The organism is Caulobacter sp. P1_D6, from assembly GCF_056406095.1.
The window spans coordinates 37287-62814 of record NZ_JBFUAW010000029.1 but is presented as its reverse complement, the minus strand read 5'-3'; the positions used below and the strand labels follow the sequence as shown (position 1 = coordinate 62814).

The window sequence follows — 25528 nt, the reverse complement described above, 5'->3', positions numbered from 1 at the left end:
CTTGGCGACTTCTGTGTCAACCGCGCGCTTCCGGAGCGCTCCGGTGAAGGCTATGGAGGATCATGGACCGACTGATCCTCATGCGCCACGGCAAGGCCGAGCAGCACGCCGCTTCGGGCGGCGATTTCGAGCGCGCCCTGGCGCCGCGCGGCCAGAACGACGCCGCCTTGATGGGCAAGGTGCTGGCCAAGGCCGACCTGTCGCCGGATCTGGCCCTGGTCTCCTCGGCCCGCCGCACCCGCGAGACCTGGGAGGCTGCGGCCCCGGCCTTCCCCAAGACGCGCGTCGAAACCCGCCGCGACCTCTATCACGCCGAGGCGCAGGACGTGCTGGCGGCGATTCGCGAGGACGCGCCCGACAGCGGAACCGTCATGGTCGTGGGCCACAATCCCGGACTCCACGAGCTGGCCCTGCGCCTGGCCATGGGCGGTCCGGCCGATCCCGCCAAGCTGGCCCAGTTGCGCGGCAAGTTCCCCACCGCGACCGTCGCGGTGTTTGCGATCGACGCCGATGGAGCCCCGACCTTGAGCCACCTGTTCTATGCATCGGAAAACGGCGGACACGGCGGCGAATGAGCAAGATCTACAAGATCCTTCCCAAGGCCGAGTGGGACGCCGCCCGCGCCGCCGGAGCCTTCGCCGGCTCGGCGGTCGACCTGGCCGACGGCTTCATCCACTTCTCCGGCCACGACACCGCCCAACGGACGGCCCAGCTGTACTTCAAGGGCCAGGCCAGCCTGATGCTGCTGACCGTCGAGGCCGATGACCTGGGCGAGGCCCTGAAATGGGAGGCTTCGCGCGACGGGGCCTTGTTCCCGCATCTGTTCCGCGACCTGAAGGTCGACGAGGTGATCGCCGAGCGGGCGCTCGAGCTCGACGCCGACGGCGTGCCGATGCTGGGCGAGCTGCCGGCATGAGCCTTCACGACATCGCCGCACGCGCCCTGCACGCGCTGGATCCCGAGGACGCCCACGGCTGGGCGATCAAGGGCCTGAAGATGGGCCTGGGGCCGCGCCAGACCGACGTCGACGACCCGATCCTGGCCTGTACGATCGCCCACCTGCCGCTGTCCAACTGCGTGGGCCTGGCCGCCGGCTTCGACAAGAACGCCGAGGTTCCCGCCGCCATGTCCCAGGCCGGTTTCGGCTTCGTGGAGTGCGGCACGGTCACGCCTCTGGCCCAGGACGGCAATCCGCGCCCGCGCCTGTTCCGGCTGACCGAAGACCAGGCGGTGATCAACCGCATGGGCTTCAACAACGAGGGGCTGGAGCCTTTCGCCGCCCGCCTGTCGGCCCTGAAGACCCGCCGGGGCTCCGGAGGGCGTCAGCCCATCGTCGGCGCCAATATCGGGGCCAACAAGGACGCGACCGACCGCATCGCCGACTATGTCACCGGCCTGACGCGGCTGTGGGGCCTGTCGGACTATTTCACCGTCAACATCTCCTCGCCCAACACGCCTGGCCTGCGCGCCCTGCAGACCAAGGCCGCGCTGGAGGACCTGCTGGGCAAGATCGCCGAGGCGCGGGGCCTGCTGAAGGCGGCCGGCACGGTCGACTATCCGATCTTCCTGAAGGTCGCGCCCGACCTGGAGGACGGCGAGGTCGAGGCCATCGTCGAGACGGTCGCGGCCAACGGCCTGAACGGCATCATCGTCAGCAACACCACCATCGCCCGGCCCGACGACCTGACCTCGCCCCAGAAGGGCGAGAGCGGCGGCCTTTCCGGCAGGCCGCTGCTGACCGCCTCCACGGCCATGCTGGCCCGCTTCCATGCGGCCAACCACAGCCACCTGGCGCTGATCGGCGCGGGCGGGATCGCCACGGGCGCCGACGCCCTGGCCAAGATCCGCGCCGGGGCCTGCGCGGTGCAGCTCTATTCGGCCTTGGTCTATGGCGGGCCGGGCCTGGTCCAGCGGATCAAGACCGACCTGGCCGCCCGACTGCGCGCCGAGGGCTTCGCCTCGGTGACCGACGCGGTCGGCGCGGGATGACGCCCGACACCACCCTGGCCTGGCTGCGCCGTTTCGGACCGCTGGCCGCCTTGCTGATCCTGCTGGTCGTGGCCCTGACCACCGGCCTGGCGGGGCGGCTCAACCTGGAAACCCTGCAGGCCCAGGGCCAGGCCCTGCAGACCTACGCCGCGGCCAATCCGCTGAAGACGGCGGTGATCTACATCCTGATCTACGTGGCCACGGTGTCGATCTCGCTGCCGGGCGCCCTGATCCTGTCCCTGACCGGTGGTTTCCTGTTCGGACCGATCGGCGGCGGGGCGGCGGCGGTGACCGGCGCGACCGGCGGCTCGACCGTGGTCTATCTGGTCTGCCGGACGGCCTTCGGCGACTTCCTGCGCAGGAAGCCCGGCGCCTTGCTGGCGCGGGTCGAGGAGGGGTTCAAGGCCGACGCCTTCTCCTACCTGCTGACCCTGCGGCTGATCCCGGCCTTCCCGCTGCTGCTGGTCAATGTCGCCTCGGGCCTGATGAACATTCCGGTGCGCACCTATCTCCTGGCCTCGTTCCTGGGGATGGTGCCCAGCTCGTTCGTCTATGCCGGCATCGGCGCGGGCCTGGGCCACATCTTCGCCAGCGGCGAGCCGGTGACGATGCACACCCTGTTCTCGCCGCGCATCTATCTGCCGATCGCGGCGATGGGCGGGCTGGCCCTGTTGCCGCCCCTGTGGCGCTATTGGCGACGCCGACGCGTTGCCGAAGCCCCAGACCTGAAGTAACCCAGACAGATGACCGAGCCGGTCACGCCGTCCGTTCCGGAAAATGCCAAGCCAGGGCGTCGCTTCCCGTGGCCTGGAGGCCTGTCGGCGCGTCTGCTGCTGCTGACCGCCCTGTTCGTGGCCATCGCCGGCGCCCTGATCCTGCCCCCCGCCCTGGCCGACTTCGAGAAGCAGTGGCTGCTGGACCGCGTGCGGGCCGCCGAACTGGCCTCGACCATCGCCGACGCCGATCCCGAGCGCCGGGTGACCGACAAGGTCTCCCAGCAGCTTCTGGACCAGGCCGGGGTGGTGATCGTGGCCCTGGAGGTCGACGGCGCCCGTCGCCTCGTCCTGCCCGCCGAGCCGCGCGGCCTGCGGATCAAGACGCCCTATCTGGTCGACCTGCGCCGGCAGAACTCCGGCTCCTGGCTGGCCGCCCCGTTCTTCACCCTGAAGAGCGCGCCCGGCAGCATGGTGCGGGTGATGGCCGAGCCGCGCTTCCGCCAGGAGGCCGAGTTCGTCGAGATCGTCCTGCCCGACGCCCCCCTGAAGGCGCAGTTGGTCGCCACCCTGGGGCGGCTGGCCGGGGTGACGCTGTTCGTCGCCGGCCTGGCCGGAGGGCTGATCTATCTGTCGCTGAACTTCCTGCTGGTGCGCCCCATGCAGCGCATCACCCAGGCCATGGAGCGGTTCCGCGCCGATCCCGAGGATCCGGCCGCCCGGGTCGTGGTCTCGCGGCGCCGTGACGAGATCGGCCGGGCGGAGCGCGAGCTCGACATGATGCAGTCCGACCTGATCACCGCCCTGCAGGCCAAGGCCCGCCTGGCCGCCCTGGGCGAGGCGGTGGCCAAGATCAATCACGACCTGCGCAACATGCTGACCAGCGCCCAGATGGCGTCCGACCGCCTGGCCGCCCTGGGCGACCCCAAGGTGGCCCAGGCCCTGCCGCGCCTCGAACGGGCCCTCGACCGCGCCATCACCCTGGCCAGCGACGTCATGGCCTATGGCAAGTCCAAGGAGCCGGCCCCGGCCCTGCGCACCACGCCGTTGCGCGCGGCCCTGGACATGGCCGCCGAGGACTCCGGCCTGCAGCCCTCCGGCGTGGCTCTGGAGACCGTGATCGACAACCGCGAGCAGGTGGTCGCCGATCCGGACCAGCTGCACCGCATCCTGACGAACCTGCTGCGCAACGCCCGCGAGGCGATCGAGGGCGCGCCCGACCGGGGCGGCAAGGGCCGGGTGTTCGTCGAACTGCGCCGGGTCGAGGGCATGAGCGTCCTGCGGCTGTCCGACGATGGTCCGGGCGTGCCGGAGAAGGCGCGCAACAACCTCTTCCAGCCGTTCGTGGGTTCAGTGCGGCGCGGCGGCACGGGTCTGGGCCTGGCCATCGCCCGCGAGCTGGCCCAGGGCCACGGCGGCGACCTGGCCCTGGTCGAGACAGGTCCGGGCGGTTCGGTGTTCGACCTGACCCTGACGGGAACTCCCGAACCGCTGCCGGAAGCCCCGCCCGAACCGGCGAAGCCCAAGGCCCGGTCGAAGCCCTAGTTCCTGGTTTCCCTCCCCACGAGGGGAGGGAAGGGCGTCTCTACAGCCCCTTCGCAACCCCCTCGCGCCGGGGATCGGCCCCGCCTTCCAGCACGCCGCCCGGCCGCACGATCACGCCGTGCAGGCCCGAGGTCTCGTTCTGGCCGGTCCTGATCGCCACGCCGCGCGCCTGCAGCGCCGCGGTCATCTCCGGTCCGAACTTCTCGACGTCGGCCGAGAAGCTGTCGCCGCGCGCCACCAGGTTGGGCAGGTTGATCGCCTGCTGCATGGTCAGGCCCCAGTCGAACACCCCGACCATGGCTTTCAGATTGTAGGACAGGATCGCCGAGCCGCCGGGCGAGCCCACGGCGGCCAGGAACTTGCCGTCCTTGTCGAGCACGACGATCGGCACCATCGACGAGCGTGGCCGCTTGCCGCCGGCCACCGCGTTGGCGCCGGGGACGCCGTCCGGGTCGTTGGGCGCGAAGTTGAAGTCGGTCAGCTGGTTGTTGAGGAAGAAGCCGCCGACCATCCGGCCCGAGCCGAACACGCTCTCGACCGTGGTGGTCATCGACACCACGTTGCCCATCGGATCGACGATGACCATGTGGGTCGTGCCCGCGGGCTCCTGGGTCTTGTCGGGGCCGACGGCCGGCGCGCCCTTGGGCTGGCCGAAGCTCGGGGCCGGACCTGCGGTCTCGCCGATCAGCTTGGCGCGCTCGGCGACATAGGCCGGATCCAGCAGGCCCTCGACGGGCACCTTCACGAACGACGGATCGCCGACATAGCGGTCGCGGTCGGCGTACATCACGCGCTCGGCCTCGGCGAGCAGCGTCCAGGCCACCGGGTCGGTCGGCCCGCGCTTGGCGATGTCGGTGTGCTCCAGCATCATCAGCGCCTGGATCACCGACACGCCGCTCGACTGCGGATTGGGCACGCAGACGGTGTAGACCTTCCACGGCCGGCACAGGGCGTCGGCCGAGCGCGGCTTGTAGGCCTTCAGGTCGGCCAGGGTCATGCTGGAGGGCAGGTCGCCCTGGTGCAGCCGGTCGACGATCTTCTGGGCCAGCGGACCCTCGTAGAGGGCGCTGGAGCCCTTGGCGGCCAGGTCGCGCAGGGTGGCGGCGTAGGCGGGGTTCTTCAGGGTGTCGCCGGCCTGGTAGCGCTGGCCGTTCGGCTTGGTGAAATAGGCGATCACGTCCGGCGCGGTGTTCTGCGGGATGCGCGGGCTGTTGATCATGCCGGCCAAGCGCGGACTGACGGTGAAGCCGTTGTCGGCCAGGCCCTCGGCGTCCTTGAACAGCGTGTTCCAGGCGGCCTTGCCGTGCTCCTTCTGGGCCTGGGCCAGCATGCCCACGGCTCCCGGCACGCCGGTCGAGCGGCCCGACAGCACGGCGGTCACGAAGTTCAGCGGCTTGCCGTCGGGACCCAGGAACAGCTGCGGGGTGGCTCCCTGCGGCGCCTTCTCGCGACCGTCATAGGCGGTCACCTTGCCGGTCTTGGCGTCGTAGAAGACCATGAACGCGCCGCCGCCCAGGCCCGAGCTCTGCGGCTCGACCAGGCTCAGCACGGACTGCACCGCCACCGCCGCATCCACCGCCGTGCCGCCGTCGCGCAACACCCGCAGGCCCGCCTCGACCGCCAGGGGATTGGCCGCCGCCACCATGCCGCTGGGCTTGTAGGCCGGCGCCGAGGCGGGGGCTGGAGCCGCCGCGGGCGGCCGGGCCTCGGCCGAGAGCGGCGCGCAGCCGGCGAGCAGGGCGATGAGCAGCGGGGTAATCAGGCGCATGGCGAACTTTCGTCGAGGGACTCTGGTCACATGAGCCCTGGTCACGGAAACGGGGAGCGCGCCGTGGCGATCCCCGCGCGGCCAAGGTCGTTCCTTTCAAGAAGGGAGCGGAGCCTTGCGGGTCAAGGCCTGGAAGCCCTTCTCCACAAACTTCGCGCGTTCTGCATCAAAAGGCGCTTGCGTCCCTGGATGGTCCGGGCTATCTCCCCCGCCTCGCCGAAAGGCAGTGCGCGCCCGTAGCTCAGCTGGATAGAGCATCAGACTACGAATCTGAGGGTCGGACGTTCGAATCGTTCCGGGCGCGCCATTTCGGTCTAGAGCCGAGAACCTCCAGAATTGCAGACCGGTCGCCGCCTGCAGCGGCCGATGTCCGAAGCGGTTCGGTCCCTTTTCCCATGATCTTGATCTCGGCGGCGGACAGCGTGTCCACGCGGTGACTTTCGGCGTCGGTCGCGTTGATCTGGGTGGTCTAGATTGTCCCGATCGCCGGATGGAGAGTAGATCCTAGGTTGTACAGGCGCCCGCCTTTGTCGTCCTGGACTTCAATAGATCGGCTCGCCCCAAAAGGGAATGTCTTCCTTTTGTGCAAAGGCGGAGATCAGCTTTTCGCCGCCGGCTCACGTCATGGATCTAAATCTCGGAATATTGAGAGATCGGGCGGCGCGCTGCTGGCGTCGAAGCTTGACTTGTGCGACGCACAATATCGGGAAGCTCGGGGGATAGACGACTATGCGAATGGACTGGGGGGGCGCCGTACTGCCGGAGCTAACGTCGGCGGAGCCTGGCGACCGGAAGCAGAAGGTGAAGTATCGCCCCGACATCGACGGGCTTCGAGCACTGGCCGTGGTCCCGGTCGTTCTGTTCCACGCCGGCATGTCGGGGATTTCCGGCGGCTTCGTGGGCGTGGATGTGTTCTTCGTCATTTCCGGCTTCCTGATCTCGCAGATCATCGCCACGGAGATCGGGGAGAACCGCTTCAGCCTCGCGCGGTTCTACGAGCGCCGTGTCCGGCGCATCCTGCCGGCGTTCCTCTTCGTCGCCGCGATCACCTGCCTGGCCTCTTTCGCCCTGTTGCTGCCGGAGGATCTGGCGCGATTTGGCGATAGTCTCGTGGCGGCCGCGCTCTCGGGCTCGAACGTCCTGTTCTGGCTCGAAAGCGGCGACTATTTCGCGAACAAGTCGGACCTGAAGCCCCTTCTGCACACCTGGTCCCTGGGCGTGGAAGAACAGTTCTACGTCGTCTTTCCCCTGCTCTTGCTCGCCGTCAGCCGCCTTCGCGGCTGGCGATTCCTCAAGCCCGTCGTCGTCGTCGGACTTGTCCTGTCGCTGGCCCTGTCGATCTACGCGACCGACCACTACAGCATCGCGGCCTTCTACCTCCTGCCCGCGCGGGCCTGGGAGCTGCTCGCCGGGACGCTGCTGGCCATCGGCGTCGTGCCGCCGCTGACACGTCGCCTGCACGCCGAGATCGTCTCGGCGCTGGGCCTGATCGCCATCGTCGCGAGCATCTTGCTGTTCAACGAGACCACGCCCTTTCCGGGCTGGGCGGCGATCGCGCCGGTGGCCGGGGCCGCGATGATCATCCATGCGGGAAGCGCGTCGACGCAAACGCTGGTCGGTCGCCTTCTGGCCGCCGCGCCCCTGCGGTGGATCGGCCTGATCAGCTTCTCGCTCTACCTGTGGCACTGGCCGCTGATCGTCTTCACGAAGTACTATTTCATCGAACCGAACCCCGGTCTGATGGCCGCGGTCGTCGCGCTTTCGTTTGCCCTGGCCTATCTCACCTGGCGTTTTGTCGAGCAGCCGCTGCGCCACGCCAAGCCGGGCGGCTCTCCTCGTGGAGCCCTGATCGTCGGCGCGGCCGCCCTTGCCGTCGCGGCGTGCACGGGCGCCGTCCTGGCCAAAGCCGGCGGCTTCGCCGGACGGATTTCGCCGGAGATCGTCCGGTTTTCGGAAAAGGCCACGCACCAGGGCCCGCGCCGTGACTGCGGGTTCGCTTTCGACAAGAAGCGGACGGTCGACACGCTTTGCGTCCTCGGCGCGCCCGGCGTCGCGCCGACCTTCCTGGTGGTCGGCGACAGCCATGCCGACGCGATGGCCGCCGCCGCGTTCGAGGCGGGCGCCGGTGTCGGCCAATCCGGCTATCAGATCTCGGCGACCGGCTATCGGCCGGTCCTGGGCTATCGCAAACGCGGCGAGCCGGAGAAGTACGCCTACCTCAACCCTCTGGTCGTGAAGCTGCTCGACACCCATCCGGAGGTCCGCGAGGTCATCGTGGTCGTCTACTGGAAGGCGGCGACGGTGACGGACGACTATATCGACGCCCAAGGTCGTCGCATCGCGGGCGATGTCGCGATGTCGCGCGGCCTGAACGCGCTGATCGACCGATATCCCGACCGGCGCTTCCTGGTGACCACGTCCACGGCCGACTCGTTCAGCTTCGGAGGTCACCCGGCCGCCCGCGCCCGGATGTTCCACCAGCCCTTCGACCCGCGGATCCCCCGTGAGACGTTCGACGCCTCCCGCGCGGCCTACGGCGGCGTCCTGACCCAACTCGCGGCCAAGCCCAATGTGACGATGATGGATCTTGCGGCCCGCACCTGCGACGCGGCCTACTGCCATGGACAGCTCGACGGTCACCCCACGCTTGATACAGGCCCGTGCGCATGTCCCGGGTGTTGCCGATCGGGTCGTGAGCCGCCAAATGGTGGTGCAGGACAAATCCCGGGCGAGCCGCCATGACCACACCGATCGACGACCGTCTCGCCGCCGTCGCCTTCCACAGGCTGGTCGAGCATCTGCGCCTGCGGACCGACGTCCAGAACGTCGACCTGATGGGCGTGGCGGGGTTTTGCCGCAACTGCCTGGGGGACTGGGTGAGCGAGGCCTCGGAGGGCGCGCTGAGCCGGGACCAGGCCCGCGAGGCGATCTACGGCATGCCGCAGTCCGACTGGAAGTCGCGCCACCAGGGACCGGCGACTCCCGAGCAATTGGCCCGCATGGAGGCCAGCGTGGCGCTCAACGAACGCCTGCGGGCCAAGCGGGAGGCCAAGCTGGACGAGGCGCTGGAGGACAGCTTTCCGGCCAGCGATCCGCCGGCCATGACCGAGCCGGGACGCTAGGACGGGCGGCTAGAAGGCGGCCTGCAGGAAGATGGCGGGGCCCTTGAACTGGTAGGCCACCTCACCGTTCCAGCGGTCCTTCTCGATGTCCAGCTCGTAGTCGACATAGCGGTACATCACGCCGACCCCGACGTTCTTGAACAGGCGGTACGAGGCCCGGGCCTCGGCGTTGATCAGGCGGCCGTCGTAGTCCGACACCTTCAGCGACAGGTAGTCGACCCGGCCGCCCAGCGACAGCCTGGGGGTCACCTGGTAGGCGCCGTACAGACCCACCGTCGGCAGGGGCGCGAGGGCGTCGCGCTTGCGGTTCTGGGTCTGGACCGCGGCGGAGCCAACGTGGCCCTGTCCTTCCAGCGCGACCGAGAACTGCGTGGCGTGCAGGCCGAGCGCCACGCCCAGATCGGCCTTGTCGTTGCGGATGAAGGAATAGCCGACCGCCAGGCGATAGACGTCTGTGTCGAACTCGCTGGAGATGGTCGCCCCGGCCGGGAAGGTGACGTCGTCGAAGACGATGTCCCGGTTGGCGCTGGCCGAGGCGCTGCGGTTGAGGGCGTAGTACTCGCCGATGATCGACCAGTGGTCGCCGAACCGGGCGCCGGCGAAGAAGGCCGGAAGGGACTTGCGATCCTTCAGCTTGAGATCGGATTCCAGGTCGATCTCAGTGCCGATCACGCCGCCGTTGCCCTCGACCCTGACCGTGGTGTCGATGTCCGGCCAGAAGGCCTGGGCCTCCAGCCAGTAGCGGTCCTCGATGTTCTGGGCGTGAGCGGATGAGGCGAAGGCGACGAAGGCTGCTCCGACCGCCGCCCCCGACGTCAGGAAGCAGCACTTCGTGGACGATCGGGCCATGGGGTCTCTCCGCGTGTACCCGTCAAGCTGCTCGTGGAAGCGCCGCGAACCAATCGGGAGAATTCTCAATTCGCCCGTGGATTTTACATTAGTGCGGATCAGGTTTGTCTGGAGACGATGGGCTCAGACGGTCAGCTTCCTGGCCTTCACCTTGACCCGGATCACCCGGTGGTTGGACGACATGTAGAGGTGGCCGTCGGCGGCCAGCTCGCAGTTGGAGATCACGTCGTCGGCGCGGATGATCCCGACGCGCTTGCCGGTCGGGGTGAAGATCGAGATCCCGTCCTTGCCGGAGGCCCACAGGTTGCCGCCGCGATCGACCTTCAGGCCGTCGCCGCCGTCTATGCCGCTGCTCGCGCGGTCGACGAACTGCCGGCGGGCGGTCGGGGCGCCCTTGGCGTCCAGGTCCCACGCCACCCAGCCCGACTTGCGGTCGGTGGCGTAGAGGGTCTTGCCGTCGGGCGACAGGCCGATGCCGTTCGGCTCGATCGTCTTGTCGATCAGGGTCACGACATTGTCGGTCCCCAGGCGGTAGACGCCCGAATAGTCGGTCTGGCGGTAGGGCGAGCTCCAGTCGCCCTTCAGGCCCCAGGGCGGATCGGTGAAATAGATCGCGCCGTCGCGGGCCAGCACCAAGTCGTTGGGGCTGTTGAGGCGCTTGCCCTCGAAGCTGGACGCCAGCACCGTCTTCTTCTGGGTCTTCAGGTCGATCCGCGAGACGCAGCGGTTGCCGCTGTCGCCGATCACCAGGCCGCCGCGGGCCAGGATCAGGCCGTTCGAGCCGGCCTCTCGCAGGCTGCCCGTCTCCGGACCCGCATAGCCCGAGGGCGTCAGCCAGACCGATCCGCCAGCGGCCGGGGACCAGCGCATGATCTTGTTGGCCGGCACGTCGGAGACCAGCAGGAAGCCGTCCTTGCCGCCGACCCAGACCGGTCCCTCGCTCCAGGTGAAGCCGTCCAGCACCTGCTCGACCGGCGCGTCGACGTCGATCAGGGCGTCCAGGGCCGGGTCAAGGCGCTCGACCTTGCCGGCCACGGGGTAGGACTGCATCGCGGCCCTGGCCAGAGACGGAGCGGCGGCGAGGGCGAAGATCGAGGCGGCCGCGCCGCGACGGGTCATCTGGAAGGCGTTGTTCACGGGCGGAGCTCCTGAGGTCCGAATCTTCGGCCCCGTTGTTGTGCCCCGCGTTCCGCCGAAGCGCTACTGGTCATGACAGCCTTGTCATGGCTTGCGCCGCCACCCCTGGCCGGCGTGCTCGTCCAACCCCGGCGTCTTGGGCTCCACGCGTCCCGGCTCCTCGCGGAACATCAGCGGCGTGCCGACCACGGCGGCGCCCTCCGCGTCGCGGGAGATCATCCCACGCGCCGCCACGGCCGGATCGTCGAAGGCGGCCTTCAGGCTGCGCACCGGGGCGAAACAGACGTCGCGGCCTTCGAACCAGGTTTCCCATTCCGTCTGGGTCCGTGTACGGAAGGTCTCGCGGAAGAAGGCCCGCAGCGGCTCCTGCCCCGGGCCCGGCGGCAGCTTGGCGTAGTCCAGCAGGTCAGGGCGTCCCAGCGCCTCCAGCAGGTTGGCGGCGAACTTCACCTCCGATCCGCCCAGCACGATCCAGCGGCCGTCGGCGCATTCGTAGAGGTTGAACATCGCCGCCCCGCCCCAGGAGCGCTCGGCCTTGGGGACGTTGGCGCGGCTCTCGGCGAACACCGGGCCGGTGGCGTTGGGCGTCCAGGCCATCAGGCTGTCGAGCATGGCGACGTCCAGGTGGTCGCCCTGGCCCGTCTGGGTCCGGCGATAGAGCGCCATCAGCACCCCCGACAGGGCGGTCAGGCAGGCCAGGGCGTCGGCGGCCATCAGGCCGGGCATGGCCGGCTTGCCGTCCTGGCCCTCGTTCAGGGCCACCAACCCGGCCAGGGCCTCGACGGCCAGGTCGTGGGCCGGGCGGTCGCGATAGGGGCCTGTCTGGCCGAAGGCGCTGATCGAGCAGTAGACGATCCCCGGATTGACCGCCTTCACCGCCTCGTAGCCGACGCCCAGCCGGTCGACCACGCCGGGGCGGAAGGCCTCGACCAGCACGTCGGCCTCGCTGGCCAGGGCCCAGAACGCGGCCTGGCCCTCGGCCGACTTCAGGTCCAGCTGCACCGAGCGCTTGCCGCGATGGGTGTTGCGGAACCAGACCGTCTGGCCGTTCGTGGAGAGACCGATATGGCGGCTTGGCTCGCCTTCGCCGACCGGCTCGACCTTGATCACGTCGGCCCCGTGGTCGGCCATCATCAGGGTCAGCATCGGCCCGGGCAGGAACAGGGAGAGGTCCAGGACCTTGACGCCGTCGAGCTTCATGCCCCTTCCCGCTTTTCCGGGCGTCCCAGCAGCAGATCGTTGTGCTCGCCCATCGCCGGGGCGCGGGCGGCGGGCATCCTCCGGCCGTCGACCTTGATCGGGCAGGCCAGCATGTCCAGGCCCTGGGGCCGGGCCGGATGGTCGATGCGGTCGCGCATGGCCACCTCGGCCACGAACGGATTGTCCAGCGCGTCCGCCAGGTCGGTGATCGGCGAGAAGGGCACGCGGCCGCCCAGATAGGCCATCCACGCCGCGCCGGTCCGCTGCTCCATCACCGCGTCGAGGATCGGGGTCAGGGCGTCGAGATTGGCGCGGCGGGCGGGCATGTCGACAAAGCGGGGATCGGCCTTCAGCTCGGGCCGGCCGACTAGGCCGCACCAGACCTCCCAGAACCGCTGGGTCTGGCACATGAGCATGCCCCAGCCGTCCTTGGTCTTCACCCGTTGCGAGGGGCTGATCGACGGGTGCGCCCCACGGGGCGGCCGGCCGACCTGGTGGCCCTCGTTCATCGCCCACACCGCCGGATACGAGGTCTGGTGCAGGGCGACGTCGAACAGCGAGACGTCGACGTCGCAGCCCTTGCCGCCGGCCCGCGCCCCGAGGATCGCTGAGACGATGCCCAACGCCCACACCGAACCGGTCATGAAGTCGACCATCGACAGGCCGAAGCGCACCGGCGGTCCGTCGGGCTCTCCGGTCAGGGTCATGAACCCCGCCTCGGCCTGCATCAGATAGTCGTAGCCCGGCCAGGCCTCGCGGCTGTTGCCTCGTCCGTAGGCGGACAGATGGGCGCAGACGACGGCGGGATTGATGGCCTTCAGGTCCTCATAGGCGATCCGGAGCTTCTCCGGTTGGTCGCCGCGCAGGTTGTTGACCACGGCGTCGGCGCCGGCCACCAGCCGCTCGAAATCGGCCCGGCCGTCGGGGGTCTTGATCTCCAGGGCCACCGACTGCTTGCCGCGCGAGAAGGTCTGGAAGAACTGGCTGTCGCCGTCGCCCAGATAGTAGGGACCCAGGCCCCGGCTGATGTCGCCGCCCAGGGACGGAGCCTCGATCTTGATCACCTGCGCGCCCAGCTCGCTCAGCAGCTGGGTGCCGTAGGGACCGGCGGCGTACTGCTCGACCGCCACGATGCGCACGCCGTCCAGGGGTCTGTTCATCCGCTCCGCCTTTTGTTGGCGCGATGATGCGACGGGCGCCCGGCCGCGCCTAGGGCGACGTTGGGGAAGGGCGCTTGTTTCGGCGGGTCGATATGCGTAGGCAGGCCGCGTCAGCTTGCTCCATCGAGGCCCCCATGACCGTCGTCCTGCAGACCGCCCGCGCCCGCGTCGAGCTGTTGCCCGCCCTGGGCGGATCTGTCGGCCGGTTCACCTGGGACGGCCGCGACGTGTTGCGGCCGGCGCCGGCCGGCGCGACCGAGGTGCTCGACACCGGTAACTTCGCCTTGGTCCCGTTCTGCAACCGCATCCGCGATGGCCGCTTCAGCTTCGGCGGCCGCGACGTGGCCCTGTCGCCGAACCTGGGAGACCATCCGCACGCCCTGCACGGCCAGGCCTGGCGCGGGGCGTGGAGCGTGGTCTCGGCGAGCGAGACGCAGGCCGTGCTGGCCTTCGACCACGCGCCCGGCGAATGGCCCTGGGCCTATCGCGCCGAGCAGCGCTTCACCCTCGGCGACGACGGCCTGCGCCAGGATTTGACGGTGACCAACACCGGGACCGAGCCGATGCCCGTCGGCCTGGGCTTCCATCCCTATTTCCCGACCCGCGAGGGCGAGCGCCTGCAGGCGGGCGTGACCGGCGTCTGGTTGATCGACGACGACTGCCTGCCCACCACGAAGGTCGAAGGACCCTGGCGCTCGGACTGGGCGGCCGGCGCGCCGACCGCGGTCTCGTCCCTGATCGACAACTGCTACACGGGCTGGAACGGCGTCGCGACCCTGTCGGCTCCGGGCGGGGCCAGCACCACCCTGACCGCCTCGCCGGAGTGCCGCTGGCTGCACGTCTATTCGCCGCCGGGCGCCGACTTCGTCTGCGCCGAGCCGGTCGCCAACCGCCCCGACCCGTTCAACGGCGAGGACAGCGGCATCAAGATCCTGGTGCCGGGCGAGACGGCCTTGGTGTGGATGAACGTCAGCTCGAGCTAATCGTAACTACCGTTCGAAATCCGTTTCACACGCCTGAGCAGGAAGCGCCTTGGCTGCGCCCTTCAAAGTGAAAGAGGTGGATTGTCCGGTGTTCAGGCGTACACGCATGAACTTTCCGGCTCTGATCGCCTTCCACAATGCGTGAAAGTTGTCGGAGTCGACGTGTGAGGCTGTTGGGACATTGCCCGCACTGTCCGCCCGAAGTTCGAACTCGTCGGCCCCGATGGTCGCAACAATCGTTGCGCCTTCCTTGGGCTGAACGCCGCCCACGATGAAGGAGATGTAAGTCAGCCCCTCTCCGCATCCGATGTAGATCGTGTCGCTGCCAGCGCTATCGTTGCGGATTCCATACTCAAAGTCGCCATGGCCATAGCCCGCCCACCAGCGGCCAGTTGGTTCGGCATGTGCGGGCGCCGGGCTCGAAGCCAAAGCCACCGTTGCCAGAACCAGACTAATCAAGCGCATTTTCTATATCCCCGTACGTGAGTTCTAACGCAGCGGGACAATGGATTCGAGTGACCTTGGCTCAGTCGACCATCGCCTCCAGCGCCGCGCGGTCCCTCAGCAGCACCTTGCGGGTGGTCGGCAGGGCGATCAGGCCGTCGTGCTGGAACTGGGTGAAGGTGCGCGACACGGTCTCGATGGTCAGGCCCAGATAGTCGGCCATGTCCTGGCGGGTCATGGGCACGTCGAGCAGGGCTTGCGCGCCCGTGCGCTCGGCCAGGTCCAGCAGCAGGGCGGCGACGCGCTCGCAGGCCGTGCGGCCGCCCAGCATCAGCACATGGTCCTGGCAGCGGCGCAGGCTGTCGGTGGTCAGCTCCAGCAGCCGCCTGGCCACGTCGCCGCGCTCGCTGGCCAGGGCCCGCAGGGCGGGGCGCGGCATGACCCGAACCAGGGTCGGGCTCAGGGTCTGGGCGGCCACGCGGTAGGCCTCGCCGCTTTCCAGGCCGAACACGTCGCCGGCGAAGTGGAAGGCCTCGATCTGCCGCCGGCCGTCGCGCAGGATCCGGCAGGTGCGCAGGGAGCCGGAGATCAGCTGATAGATCCGGTCGGCCGGCTCGCCCTCGTCGAAGATCGTCTCGCCCTGGCCGTAACTCAGGTGCAGGCCGTCCAGCACGACCGCCGCCGGCTGGCGGGTGACGGTGGGCGCGGGCGTCTGGATCACGGACAGCATGGCGATCTCCCGATCTGATAGCCCGCCCAATCTCCGTCGCCGGAGCCAAGCGGTACAGTCGGGACCTACGCCTAAGGGGGACTACCTAGGATGGCTTGCACGAAGCGATCGTCTCGCGCCTCTAGCCGCGCCGGGTCGACAGCGTCATCCGCACCAGGGCCGCCAGGTTGTCGGCGTGCATCTTGGCCATCAGCTTGGCGCGATAGATCTCGACGGTGCGCGGGCTGATGCCCAGCTCGCGGGCGATGACCTTGTTGGGCTGGCCGTCGACGACGCCGTCAAGCACCTGGCGTTCGCGCTCCGACAGGGTCTCGAGCCGCTGGCGGACCACGGTCGTCTCGTCGGAGGCTTCCGCCGGAGGCGGCGGGGCGGTCTCCAGGGCGCGGTTCAGGGCGTCCAGCATGCGGCTTTCGCCGAACGGCTTCTCGATGAAGTCGGCGACCCCGGCCCGCATGGCCTCGACCGCCAGGGGGATGTCGCCATGGCCGGTGATCATGATGATCGGCACGCGCGAGCCCCGGGCGTTGAGCTCGCGCACCAGCTCCAGGCCGGTCATGTCGGGCATGCGCATGTCGGTGATCACGCAGCCGGCGCCGTCCAGTGGCAGGGCGTCCAGCAGGGCCAGGGGCGAGGCGTGGCTGACCACCTCGAAGTCGGCGGCCTCCAGCAGGAAGGCCAGGGACTCGCGGGCGCTCTCGTCGTCGTCGACCACGTGGACCACGGCTTCACTCATCGATCGTTTCCTCGGCTCTCTGGTCGTCGCGGCGCGGCGGCAGGATGAAGTGGAACACCGTACCACCCTTGGGGTTCGCGTCGGCCCAGATGCGCCCGCCATGCGCCTCGATGATAGAGCGCGAGATCGACAGGCCCACCCCCATGCCCTCGGCCTTGGTGGTCATGAACGGCTGGAACAATCGGTCGCGGAAGTCGTCGCTGATCCCTGAGCCGGTGTCGATCACGCTGACCTGGGCCGACCCGTCCTCCAGCCGCTGGCTGGCGATGATCAGTTCGCGGCGGGGCGAGTCGGCCATGGCGTCGACGGCGTTGCGGATCAGGTTGACCAGCACCTGCTGGATCTGCACCCGGTCGGCATAGACCGCGTCGGCGGCGGGATCGAGCTGCAGGCGGCTGGCGACCAGATGCTCGCGGGCCCCGATCAGGGCCAGGGCGGCGGCGTCCTCGACCACCTTGGACAGGCTTTCGGGCGCTCGCTCGCTGGCCCCGCGCCGCACGAACTCGCGCATGCGGTGGATCACGTCGCCGGCCCGCAGGGCCTGGGCCGAGGCCTTGTCGACGGCGTCGCGGACCTTGGCCTGGTCCTCCGGACGTCCCCGGTCGATCAGGCGGCGCGAGCCGGTCAGCAGGTTGGCGATCGCCGAAAGCGGCTGGTTCAGCTCATGGGCCAGGGTCGAGGCCATCTCGCCCATGGCGGTCAGGCGCGAGACGTGGACCAGCTCGGCCTGCAGGTCGCGCAGCCGCGCCTCGGTGTGCTGGCGCTCGGTCAGGTCGCGGATGAAGCCGGTGTAGAACGGCCTGGAGCCCCGGGTCTCGCCGACCGCCAGCTCCATGGGGAAGGTCGAGCCGTCCTTGCGCCGGCCCACCACCACGCGGCCGGTGCCGATGATCCTCGGCTCGCGGGTGCGTGCGTAGTTGGCCAGGAAGCTGTCGTGGCTGCCCCGGTCGGGCTCGGGCATCAGCAGGCTGACGTTCTGGCCGATCGCCTCGGACGAGGTCCAGCCGAACAGCCGCTCGGCGGCGGGGCTGAACGAGGTCATGACCCCGACCGGGTCGATGACGATCACCGCGTCCGGCGCGGAATCGAGGATCGACTGCAGGTGATGGGTCATGGCCGCGGCCCGGGCCCGGGCGGCATGGAACCAGCCGCCGCCGACCGACATGCCGAAGCCGATCATCACGAACACCAGGCTGGACAGGGCCGTGGCCTGGTCGGGCCTTCCCTGCACCTTCAGCAGCCAGACCGCCGCGGCCGCCAGCACGGTGGCGAACAGGCCCGGCGCCAGGCCGCCGACCGCCGCGCTGATCAGCACGGCCGGCACGAACAGCAGGAAGGCCGACGGGGCGGTGAAGCCGGGGGGCAGGGCCAGCTGGATCAGGGCGCAGGCCAGGACCGTGGCCACGGCCGCCAGATAGGCCCGGGGCCGCAGGTCGCTGTGCAGCGTCCCGGCCGAAACCGTGGTCATCACGTGATAGCGGTCTCCGCTGCGCAAGGTCGGCTACCCTATGAGCGTTTGCGAGCGAAGTGGATACCGGTTCGCGTGAAGGAAACGCGCCGATAGGGAAGCTGGAGCATGGCTTTTCATGCCCCAGCCCTTGGCGGAGAGATTGGCAGTTCCTGATCGCAGAGGGCGCGCGGCGCGGGACGGTGGCTGACCAGGACCAGGCCCTGTCCGGTGCGCTCGAGGCGGGCGTCCAGGCGCGCGACCACCAGGGCCTCGGCGGCGGCGTCCAGGCCCTCGGTGGGTTCGTCCAGCAGCAGCCAGGGGGCGTCGCGCAGCAGGGCGCGGGCCAGGGAGAGGCGCCGCCGCTCGCCGCCGGACAGCCGCTCGCCGTTCTCGCCGATCCAGGTGTCCAGGCCCTGGGGCAGGGCGCGGACCCGGGCCTCCAGCGCGGCGTCGGCCAGGGCGTCCCACAGCGCATCGTCGGGATGGACGCCGGCCAGGGCCAGGTTGGCGCGGACCGTGCCGGCGATCATCGCGGCGTCCTGCGGGGCGTGGGTGAAGGCGGCGCGGAGGATTTGGGGCGAGAGGGCTTCGACGGACTGGCCCGCCACGGCCAACCCCAAACTTCCTTCATCCCGACGTTCGTCGGGATGAAGGGATGGGGGGGAGCGGAGGCCCAGCAATCTTTCGAGCACGGTAGTCTTGCCGCAACCGGAAGGTCCGGTCAGGACCAGCCGCGAGCCTGGCTCCAGGACAAGATCGCCGAAGCCAAGGCTCGGACGATCCAGCGAGGCCTGGGCGTCCGTCGTGCTTGGCGCATGGACCAGCACCGCGTCCAGCCGCTCGCTCGCCGCATCCGCCCCGGCGTCCTGCTCGAACGCCTTGCCGACCCCCGCCAAGCCTTCCAGCGCCATGGCGGCGGCCAGGCCGGCCATGGCCGCCAGGGGCGTGGCGGCGTCGTGGGCGAAGGCCAGGACCAGGGCGACGGCCAGGCCGAGGATCGCGCCCTGCAGCACGGCCGCCCAACCGCCGGCGGCGACCGCCTCGCGGCGCAAGGCGTCCAGGCGGGCGCCCTTGGCGGCGATCTCGGCGGCGGCCCGGTCCTGTACGCCATAGACCCTCAGCTCGGGCGCGGCGGCGGCGTAGGCGGCCAGGGCGTCCTTCAGGTCGCCGGCGGCCCGCTGGATCGCCGGGCCGGTGCGGGTGGTCAAGCGGCGGGCCAGGGCGCGGACGCCCAGCAGGGTCGTGGCCACGGCCAGGGCGACGACCAGGGCCGACGCCCAGCCGGCGGGGGCGGCCATGGCCAGGCCGGCGGCGACGGCGGCTCCGGCGCCCCAGGGGGCGGACAGGCGGATCAGCCGGGTCTCGACCGCGTCGACGTCCTGCACCAGCCGGGCCGACGCCTCGCCGCGCGACAGGGCCAGCGCCTGGGTCGGCGGGGCGGCGGCCAGGGACGCGTAGAGGGTCGGACGGATGGCGGCCAGGGCCTTGAGGGCGGCGGCGTGACCGGAGAGCCGCTCCAGATAGCGGAAGACGGTGCGCAGGATGGCTAGCAGGCGGATGCCGGCGCTGGGCAGCAGCACGTTGAAGGCCTGGGCCGCCGCCAGTCCGGCCAGTCCGGCGATCGCCGCCCCGGTCAGGAACCAGCCCGACAGGCCCAACAGCAGCACCGATCCGGCCCCGACGATCGCGGCCGAGAGCGCGGCCAGACGCAGGCCGTCGGCATGGCGCTTGCGCTGCTCGCGGATCAGGGCGGCGAGGGGACCCCCTTTTGCTTGAGGGGTGCTCACAGGCGCACCACGCGGTCGGCCAGGGCGGCGACCGCCTCGGAGTGGGTGGCGATCAGGGTCGTGCGGCCCTTGGCGGCCTGGGTCAGGATCGGCAGCAGGGTCTGCTCCGACGCCGCGTCCAGATCGGCGGTCGGCTCGTCCAGCAGCAGGATCGGCGCGGGCTTGAGCATGGCCCGGGCCAGGCCCAGGCGGCGTCGTTCGCCGCCCGACAGGCCCGCGCCGCGCTCGTCGAGCCTTGTGTCCAGGCCGCCCCGACCGTCCAGCACGTCCGTCAGGCCGACGGCGCGGGCCGCCGCTTCCAGCGCCTCCCGCGTCGCGCCCGGATGGGCCAGGGCCAGGTTGTCGGCCAGGGTTCCGGGCAGAACCACGGGCGACTGTCCGGCCCAGGCGACCGACGCGGCGATCGAGCCCAGGTGCGACAGACGCTGGTCGCCGACCGACACCTCGCCGCCGCTCAGGGGCGCCAGGCCCAGCAGCAGGTTCAGCAGGGTGGTCTTGCCGCTGCCGCTGGGGCCCAGCAGGGCGACGATCTCGCCCGGCGCGACGTCCAGGTCGAAGCCGTCGAACACCGTCGCCTCGCCCGCCTCGTAGGTCACCGTCACCGCCTGGAAGCGGATGGCCGGGGCGGCGTCGAAGGTCACGGCGACGGGCGGGGGCGCTGGGGCGGGCAGGACGGCCAGGGTCAGGGCGGCGGCCTCGGCGGCCTGGCGGTCGTGATAGGCGGCGGCCAGGCGGCTCAGCGGGGCGTAGACCTCGGGCGCCAGGGCCAGGGCGAAGAAGGCGCGCTTGAGGTCCAGCTGTTCGGGAACCGGGAAGGGCAGCAGCCGCAGCAGGTTGAAGCCGCAATAGACCGCCACGAGGGCCACCGACAGGGCGGCGAAGAACTCCAGCGCGCCCGACGACAGGAACGCCACCCTCAGCACACGGATCGTCCGTCGCGCCAGGTCGTCGGCGGCGACGGAGAGGTCGCGGGTCACCGCGCCCTCGGCCTGGAACGCCAGCACCAGCGGCAGGGCGCGGACCCGGTCGAGGAACAGGCTGGAGAGCCGCTCCAGGGCCAGGAACTGCCGCCGCGCCTCCTCAGCCGCAGCTCCGCCGGTGAGAGCCATGATCAGCCCGAACGGGACCAGGGTCGCCAGCAGGATGCCGGCCGCCACGGGCGTGGCCACGGCGACGGCGGCGATGATCAGCAGGGGCGCGACGACGGCGGCCGTTCGCGCCGGCTCGAACCGCGCGACATTGCCGTCCAGCGCCTCGACGCCCTCGACCACGGCCGACAGGGCCTCACCGCCCGTGACGCGGCGGCCCAGCACGGAAGCGACGGCGTCGTGGCGGGCCTTGGCCTTCACCGCGGCGGCGGCCTGGGTCCCGGCTTCGGCCGCCCGCTTGGCCAGCAATCCACGCGCGGCGGCGGCCAGGGCGAGCAGGGCCAGCCAGGGCGTCGCGGCGGCCAGGCCGCGCGGCAGGGCGTCGAGGGCCAGGGCCAGTCCGGCGGCGAAGGCGATCGCGGCGGGGACATCGGCCAGCAGCCACAGCGGGGCGGTCCGGGCCTGGCGACCGCCGGCCTTGCTCAGCGCCTTCAGCCAGGGTCGCGCGACGGCGTCGAGCTGGGCGGTGAAACTGGCGGTCATCAGCCGTTGTTTAGACCTGGAGGACGGGGGCGTCCTTGATCAGGATCAAAGCGCCCTAGCCACGACGCGTCTAGGGGTGGATGGTCCTTGGCGCGACAATGATCGCCAACGACAACCGGAGCGCTGCATGGACCCCGCCGTCGTCGACCTATCCCGTCTGCAGTTCGCCCTGACGGCGCTCTACCACTTCCTGTTCGTGCCCCTGACCCTCGGCCTCTCCTTCATGCTGGTGATCATGGAGAGCGTCTATGTGATGACCAAGCGGCCGATCTGGCGCACCACCACGCGTTTCTGGGGCACGCTGTTCGGCATCAACTTCGTGCTCGGCGTCGCCACCGGCCTGACCATGGAGTTCCAGTTCGGCATGAACTGGTCCTACTACTCGCACTATGTCGGCGACATCTTCGGCGCGCCGCTGGCCATCGAGGGACTGATGGCCTTCTTCCTCGAGGCCACGTTCGTGGGCCTGATGTTCTTCGGCTGGGACAAGCTGAAGCCGGTGCAGCACCTGCTGGTCACCTTCCTGGTGGCCCTGGGCACCAACCTCTCGGCCCTGTGGATCCTGATCGCCAACGGCTGGATGCAGAACCCGGTCGGCGCGGCCTTCAATCCCGACACGATGCGGATGGAGGTGGTCGACTTCAAGGTGGTGATCTTCAATCCCGTCGCCCAGGCCAAGTTCGTGCACACGGTCAGCGCCGGCTACACCATCGCCGCGGTCTTCGTGCTGGGCGTCAGCGCCTGGTACCTGCTGAAGGGCCGCTATGTCAGCGTCGCCAAGCGCTCGCTGACCGTGGCCGCCGCCTTCGGCCTGGCCTCGTCGCTGTCGGTGGTCGTGCTGGGCGACGAGAGCGGCTACGCTCTGACTGACAACCAGAAAATGAAGCTCGCGGCCCTGGAGGCCATGTGGGAGACCGAGCCCGCCCCGGCCGGCCTGACCGCCTTCGGCATCCCGGACCTGAAGGCGCGAAAGACCCACGCCGAGATCAAGATCCCCTACGTCCTGGGCCTGATCTCGACCCGCAGCTTTGACCGTCCCGTCGCCGGCATCTTCGAGCTGGTGGCCCAGGCCGAGACCCGGATCGAGAGCGGCCTGGTCGCCTACGACGCGCTGGAGACCCTGAAGGTCAATCCGACCGACCTGGCGGCGCGCGGCGTGTTCGAGACCCACCGCCGCGATCTCGGCTATGCCCTGCTGCTCAAGCGCCACGTCGCCGATCCGCGAACGGCGGACAAGGCGCTGATCCAGAAGACCGCGTGGGACACCGTGCCCAACGTGCCCGTGATGTTCTGGTCGTTCCGGATCATGGCCGGCATCGGCTTCCTGATGATCGCCCTGTTCGCCACGGCCTTCGTGCTGGTGACCCTGCGCAAGCAGAACACCCGCTGGTTCCTGATGATCGCGGTGGCGGCCATCCCGCTGCCGTGGATCTCGACCGAGCTGGGCTGGGTGCTGGCCGAGGTCGGACGCCAGCCCTGGGCGGTGGAAGGGGTGCTGCCCACCTTCCTGGCGCCCTCGTCGCTGAGCGTGGCCCAGATCCTGACCAGCATCGTGGTCTTCACCCTGCTCTACGGCGCCCTGGCGGTGGTCGAGGTCGGACTGATCCTCAAGACCATCAAGAAGGGTCCGTTCGCCGAGCAGGAAACCTTCCCGTCTGGACACGCCGCCTCCGCCGGCGAAGCCGTGGCCTAAGGAGAAACCGGATCATGGAACTCCCCATCGACTATCCGACCCTGCGAATGATCTGGTGGGGCCTGCTGGGCGTGCTGCTGATCGGCTTCGCCCTGACCGACGGCTTCGACATGGGCGTCGGCGCCCTGCTGCCGTTCGTCGCCCGCACCGACGAGGAGCGACGCATGGTGATCAACACCATCGGCGCCACCTGGGAAGGCAACCAGGTGTGGTTCATCACCGGCGGGGCCTCGATCTTCGCGGCCTGGCCGCTGGTCTACGGCGTCAGCTTCTCGGGCTTCTACCTGGCCATCTTCCTGGTGCTGGTGGCGATGATCCTGCGGCCGGTGGGCTTCAAGTACAGGTCCAAGCGGCCCGACCCGCGCTGGCGCTCGTTCTGGGACTGGGCGCTGTTCACCGGCAGCTTCGTGCCGGTGCTGGTGTTCGGCGTGGCCGTGGGCAACGTGCTGCAGGGCGCGCCGTTCAAGCTGGATGGCGACCTGCGCAGCACCTATCACGGCGCCTTCTTCGGCCTGTTCACGCCCTTCACCCTGGTCTGCGGCCTGCTGTCGGTGGCCATGCTGGTGCTGCACGGCGCGGCCTGGCTGGGGGTGAAGGCCGAGGAAGGCGGGGTGGTCCAGGACCGGGCCCGCAGGTTCGGCACGGGCGCCGGGATCGCCACGCTGCTGCTGTTCCTGGTCGGCGGCCTGCTGGCCATGCGTCTGGGCTTCCGCATCGAAGGCGCGTTCGACCCCGCCGCGCCGTCCAACCCGCTGCGGACCGCGACCGTCGCCGCCCCCGGCGCCTGGTTCGACAACTTCGGCCGCCATCCCTGGATGCTGATCGCGCCGGTGCTGGGCTTCGGCGGGGCGATCCTGGCCCTGCTGGGCCTGTGGCGGCGGTCCGCGCCGCTGGCCTTCGGCGGCTCGTCGGCCTCGGCGGCCGGGATCATCGCGACGGTGGGCCTGTCGATGTTCCCGTTCATCCTGCCCAGCACGATCGATCCCCGGTCGAGCCTGACGGTGTGGAACGCCTCGTCCAGCCACTCGACCCTGTTCATCATGCTGATCGTCGTCGCGACGCTGATGCCGCTGGTGCTGCTCTACACCGCCTGGGTCTACCGGGTGCTGTGGGGGCGCACGAGCTCGGCCGCGCTGAAGACCGACCCAGCCCTGTACTGAGGAGATTGAACCATGTGGTACTTCACTTGGGTCCTGGGCCTGGGCCTGGCCGTCGCCTTCGGGGTGCTGAACGGCGTCTGGTACGAGTTCAACCTGACCGACGAAGGCGACGTCGGGGCGTCGGAGCCGTAATCCTCCCCCACAGGGGGAGGAGCAGCGACAATTCGACGCCGCGCCATAAGCTTTGCATTAACCGTTATTAAACGGCGCTCGGGCTCTTCTGGTGGACGACGCGAAACCGGATTTCGGCCTTCGCCAGAAGACTTTTGAGCCTCGGGACCCGACCATGACCGACCACGCCGAACCCGCCCTGGAGCTGATCTCGTTCTGCATCGGCGAGCAGGAGTTCTGCATCGACGTGAAGACGGTCCGCGAGATCCGCGGCTGGACCCCGGCCACCCCGATCCCGCACGCCCCGGCCTTCCTGAAGGGCGTGATCAACCTGCGTGGCGCGATCATGCCGGTCATCGACCTGCGCAACCGCCTGGGCCTGGGCGTCACCGTTCCGGAAACCCGCCACGTCATCGTCGTGGTCGAGTGCCAGGACCGCCTGGCCGGCATCCTGGTCGATGCGGTCAGCGAGACCTTCACCGTGTCGCGCGACCACCTGCAGCCGACCCCGGACCTGGGCGCCGACGAGCTGCGCTTCATCCAGGCGATCATCTCGCTGGACAGCCGCCTGATCACCTATCTGCGCATGGACGACGTCTTCCCGGCCCAGGTCAGCCAGGCGGCGTAAGCCACGCTTCAGCGCGAAACGAAAAAGGGCGGACCAGCAGGTCCGCCCTTTTTGATTCAGCACCTCGGACTGGGGACAGGCCCATGGACCTGTCCCCAACCGATCTACTTCCGCAGCACGATCTTCACCGCCGCGGCGTGGAAGGCGGCCTCCGCCTCGGCGGCGGCGGCCACGGCGTTGTGGCGGTCGGCGGCGACCGACATGGGCGCGCGGCCGGTGGTCGGGGCGGCGTAGCTCTGGGCCACCTTGCGGGCGTCCTGGGCGCGCAGGGCGGCGTTGTTGGAGACCGTCTCGTGCCAGTGGGCCAGTTGCTCGGCCGTCAGAGCGCTGTCGGCCGGCAGGTCGCCATGGTGGACCACTTCGCCGAAGCCGATCGCCACGAAGCCGTGGATCACGCCGTAGTCCTCTTCCGACAGCAGGAAGGTGATCTGCCGCTCCTCGACCTGGCCGGTGTAGACGTCCTGCTCCGGATCGAACTCGCGCAGCACCAGCACGTCGCCCACCGCGAACTCGCGGTCGTTGCGGCGGATCTCGAAGCGCTTCTTGCCCGAGCGCACGGCGGCGAAATATTGCGGCCAAGTCTTCAGTTCGTGACGGGTCATGGGGGATTCTTCGGCAGGCGGAAAACGGGAGGCGTGGCCTTAACCGGCCGATGTCGCCGGAAGGTTAAAGCGTGAAAGGGATGTTGTGGACTC

Annotated in this window: 24 protein-coding genes and 1 tRNA gene; 13 read left to right on the top strand and 12 right to left on the bottom strand. The window is 69.8% G+C overall.

Features of this window, described 5'->3' with window-relative positions:
• Nucleotides 1-62 precede the first annotated feature (62 nt).
• From AC1DYP_RS16805 to AC1DYP_RS16785, 5 genes are read left to right on the top strand one after another with little or no spacing between them, the layout of a single operon-like run.
• Nucleotides 63-575 carry a SixA phosphatase family protein gene (locus AC1DYP_RS16805; RefSeq protein WP_477047293.1) on the top strand — a complete coding sequence of 171 codons (513 nt, stop codon included), beginning with the start codon at nt 63-65 and terminating at the stop codon, nt 573-575.
• Nucleotides 572-916: a DUF952 domain-containing protein gene (locus AC1DYP_RS16800; RefSeq protein WP_477047292.1), complete on the top strand. Its 345-nt coding sequence runs from the start codon at nt 572-574 to the stop codon at nt 914-916. The genes AC1DYP_RS16805 and AC1DYP_RS16800 overlap by 4 nt, the downstream gene beginning before the upstream one ends.
• The gene (locus AC1DYP_RS16795) at nt 913-1989 is read left to right on the top strand and encodes a quinone-dependent dihydroorotate dehydrogenase (RefSeq protein ID WP_477047291.1); all 1077 of its coding nucleotides are present in this window, start codon (nt 913-915) and stop codon (nt 1987-1989) included. Before AC1DYP_RS16800 ends, AC1DYP_RS16795 begins: the two co-directional genes overlap by 4 nt.
• A complete protein-coding gene (locus AC1DYP_RS16790; RefSeq protein WP_477035147.1) occupies nt 1986-2723 on the top strand; it encodes a TVP38/TMEM64 family protein in 738 nt (245 codons plus the stop codon). Before AC1DYP_RS16795 ends, AC1DYP_RS16790 begins: the two co-directional genes overlap by 4 nt.
• Before the next feature lie 9 nt (nt 2724-2732).
• The gene (locus tag AC1DYP_RS16785) at nt 2733-4247 is read left to right on the top strand and encodes a sensor histidine kinase (protein WP_477035148.1); all 1515 of its coding nucleotides are present in this window, start codon (nt 2733-2735) and stop codon (nt 4245-4247) included.
• Between the two features lie 40 nt (nt 4248-4287).
• On the opposite strand, the gene ggt is transcribed toward AC1DYP_RS16785, so the two are convergent.
• Nucleotides 4288-6015 (bottom strand): gamma-glutamyltransferase, encoded by a 1728-nt coding sequence (ggt, locus tag AC1DYP_RS16780; RefSeq protein ID WP_477047290.1) that lies wholly within the window; start codon nt 6013-6015, stop codon nt 4288-4290.
• Between the two features lie 230 nt (nt 6016-6245).
• Between ggt and AC1DYP_RS16775 the strand changes: the two genes are divergently transcribed.
• From AC1DYP_RS16775 to AC1DYP_RS16765, 3 genes are all read left to right on the top strand, one after another.
• Nucleotides 6246-6322: transfer RNA gene (locus AC1DYP_RS16775), tRNA-Arg, on the top strand.
• Between the two features lie 422 nt (nt 6323-6744).
• Entirely contained in the window at nt 6745-8757 is a 2013-nt protein-coding gene (locus AC1DYP_RS16770; RefSeq protein WP_477047289.1) for an acyltransferase family protein, read from the top strand.
• Nucleotides 8754-9137 (top strand): DUF1244 domain-containing protein, encoded by a 384-nt coding sequence (locus AC1DYP_RS16765; RefSeq protein WP_477047288.1) that lies wholly within the window; start codon nt 8754-8756, stop codon nt 9135-9137. Before AC1DYP_RS16770 ends, AC1DYP_RS16765 begins: the two co-directional genes overlap by 4 nt.
• A 9-nt stretch (nt 9138-9146) precedes the next feature.
• Here the strand turns inward: AC1DYP_RS16765 and AC1DYP_RS16760 are convergent, their stop codons facing one another.
• From AC1DYP_RS16760 to AC1DYP_RS16745, 4 genes are all read right to left on the bottom strand, one after another.
• Nucleotides 9147-9986 carry an outer membrane beta-barrel protein gene (locus tag AC1DYP_RS16760; RefSeq protein WP_477047287.1) on the bottom strand — a complete coding sequence of 280 codons (840 nt, stop codon included), beginning with the start codon at nt 9984-9986 and terminating at the stop codon, nt 9147-9149.
• A 123-nt stretch (nt 9987-10109) separates the two neighbouring features.
• A complete protein-coding gene (locus AC1DYP_RS16755) occupies nt 10110-11123 on the bottom strand; it encodes an SMP-30/gluconolactonase/LRE family protein (RefSeq protein WP_477047286.1) in 1014 nt (337 codons plus the stop codon).
• 84 nt (nt 11124-11207) lie between these two features.
• A complete protein-coding gene (locus tag AC1DYP_RS16750; protein ID WP_477047285.1) occupies nt 11208-12323 on the bottom strand; it encodes a CaiB/BaiF CoA transferase family protein in 1116 nt (371 codons plus the stop codon).
• The gene (locus AC1DYP_RS16745; protein WP_477047284.1) at nt 12320-13483 is read right to left on the bottom strand and encodes a CaiB/BaiF CoA transferase family protein; all 1164 of its coding nucleotides are present in this window, start codon (nt 13481-13483) and stop codon (nt 12320-12322) included. The genes AC1DYP_RS16750 and AC1DYP_RS16745 overlap by 4 nt, the downstream gene beginning before the upstream one ends.
• Before the next feature lie 134 nt (nt 13484-13617).
• Here AC1DYP_RS16745 and AC1DYP_RS16740 point away from each other — a divergent pair, with 134 nt between their 5' ends.
• On the top strand, nt 13618-14466 hold the full coding sequence (locus AC1DYP_RS16740) for an aldose 1-epimerase (protein ID WP_477047283.1): 849 nt from the start codon (nt 13618-13620) through the stop codon (nt 14464-14466).
• Between the two features lie 6 nt (nt 14467-14472).
• Here AC1DYP_RS16740 and AC1DYP_RS16735 read toward each other — a convergent pair whose 3' ends face one another.
• From AC1DYP_RS16735 to cydD, 6 genes are all read right to left on the bottom strand, one after another.
• A complete protein-coding gene (locus AC1DYP_RS16735) occupies nt 14473-14931 on the bottom strand; it encodes a hypothetical protein (protein WP_477047282.1) in 459 nt (152 codons plus the stop codon).
• 61 nt (nt 14932-14992) lie between these two features.
• Entirely contained in the window at nt 14993-15640 is a 648-nt protein-coding gene (fixK, locus tag AC1DYP_RS16730; protein ID WP_477047281.1) for a transcriptional regulator FixK, read from the bottom strand.
• 121 nt (nt 15641-15761) lie between these two features.
• Nucleotides 15762-16373, bottom strand: a complete 612-nt coding sequence (fixJ, locus tag AC1DYP_RS16725) for a response regulator FixJ (RefSeq protein ID WP_477047280.1) — start codon at nt 16371-16373, stop codon at nt 15762-15764.
• Nucleotides 16366-17841: a PAS domain S-box protein gene (locus AC1DYP_RS16720; protein ID WP_477047279.1), complete on the bottom strand. Its 1476-nt coding sequence runs from the start codon at nt 17839-17841 to the stop codon at nt 16366-16368. Before AC1DYP_RS16720 ends, fixJ begins: the two co-directional genes overlap by 8 nt.
• Before the next feature lie 116 nt (nt 17842-17957).
• Nucleotides 17958-19610 carry an ATP-binding cassette domain-containing protein gene (locus AC1DYP_RS16715; RefSeq protein WP_477047278.1) on the bottom strand — a complete coding sequence of 551 codons (1653 nt, stop codon included), beginning with the start codon at nt 19608-19610 and terminating at the stop codon, nt 17958-17960.
• On the bottom strand, nt 19607-21241 hold the full coding sequence (gene cydD / locus AC1DYP_RS16710) for a thiol reductant ABC exporter subunit CydD (protein ID WP_477047277.1): 1635 nt from the start codon (nt 21239-21241) through the stop codon (nt 19607-19609). The genes AC1DYP_RS16715 and cydD overlap by 4 nt, the downstream gene beginning before the upstream one ends.
• 127 nt (nt 21242-21368) lie before the next feature.
• Here cydD and AC1DYP_RS16705 point away from each other — a divergent pair, with 127 nt between their 5' ends.
• The 4 genes from AC1DYP_RS16705 to AC1DYP_RS16690 all read left to right on the top strand — a co-directional run bounded on the left by AC1DYP_RS16705 (nt 21369) and on the right by AC1DYP_RS16690 (nt 24833).
• Nucleotides 21369-22934: a cytochrome ubiquinol oxidase subunit I gene (locus tag AC1DYP_RS16705; RefSeq protein ID WP_477047276.1), complete on the top strand. Its 1566-nt coding sequence runs from the start codon at nt 21369-21371 to the stop codon at nt 22932-22934.
• 14 nt (nt 22935-22948) lie between these two features.
• Nucleotides 22949-24094, top strand: a complete 1146-nt coding sequence (cydB, locus tag AC1DYP_RS16700; RefSeq protein WP_477047275.1) for a cytochrome d ubiquinol oxidase subunit II — start codon at nt 22949-22951, stop codon at nt 24092-24094.
• A 12-nt stretch (nt 24095-24106) separates the two neighbouring features.
• Nucleotides 24107-24226: a cytochrome bd-I oxidase subunit CydX gene (cydX, locus tag AC1DYP_RS16695; RefSeq protein WP_035071806.1), complete on the top strand. Its 120-nt coding sequence runs from the start codon at nt 24107-24109 to the stop codon at nt 24224-24226.
• 154 nt (nt 24227-24380) lie between these two features.
• Complete coding sequence (locus tag AC1DYP_RS16690; RefSeq protein WP_477035164.1) at nt 24381-24833, top strand: chemotaxis protein CheW; 453 nt, start codon at nt 24381-24383, stop codon at nt 24831-24833.
• 104 nt (nt 24834-24937) lie between these two features.
• Here the strand turns inward: AC1DYP_RS16690 and AC1DYP_RS16685 are convergent, their stop codons facing one another.
• Entirely contained in the window at nt 24938-25435 is a 498-nt protein-coding gene (locus AC1DYP_RS16685) for an ASCH/PUA domain-containing protein (protein ID WP_477047274.1), read from the bottom strand.
• Between the last annotated feature and the right edge of the window lie 93 nt (nt 25436-25528).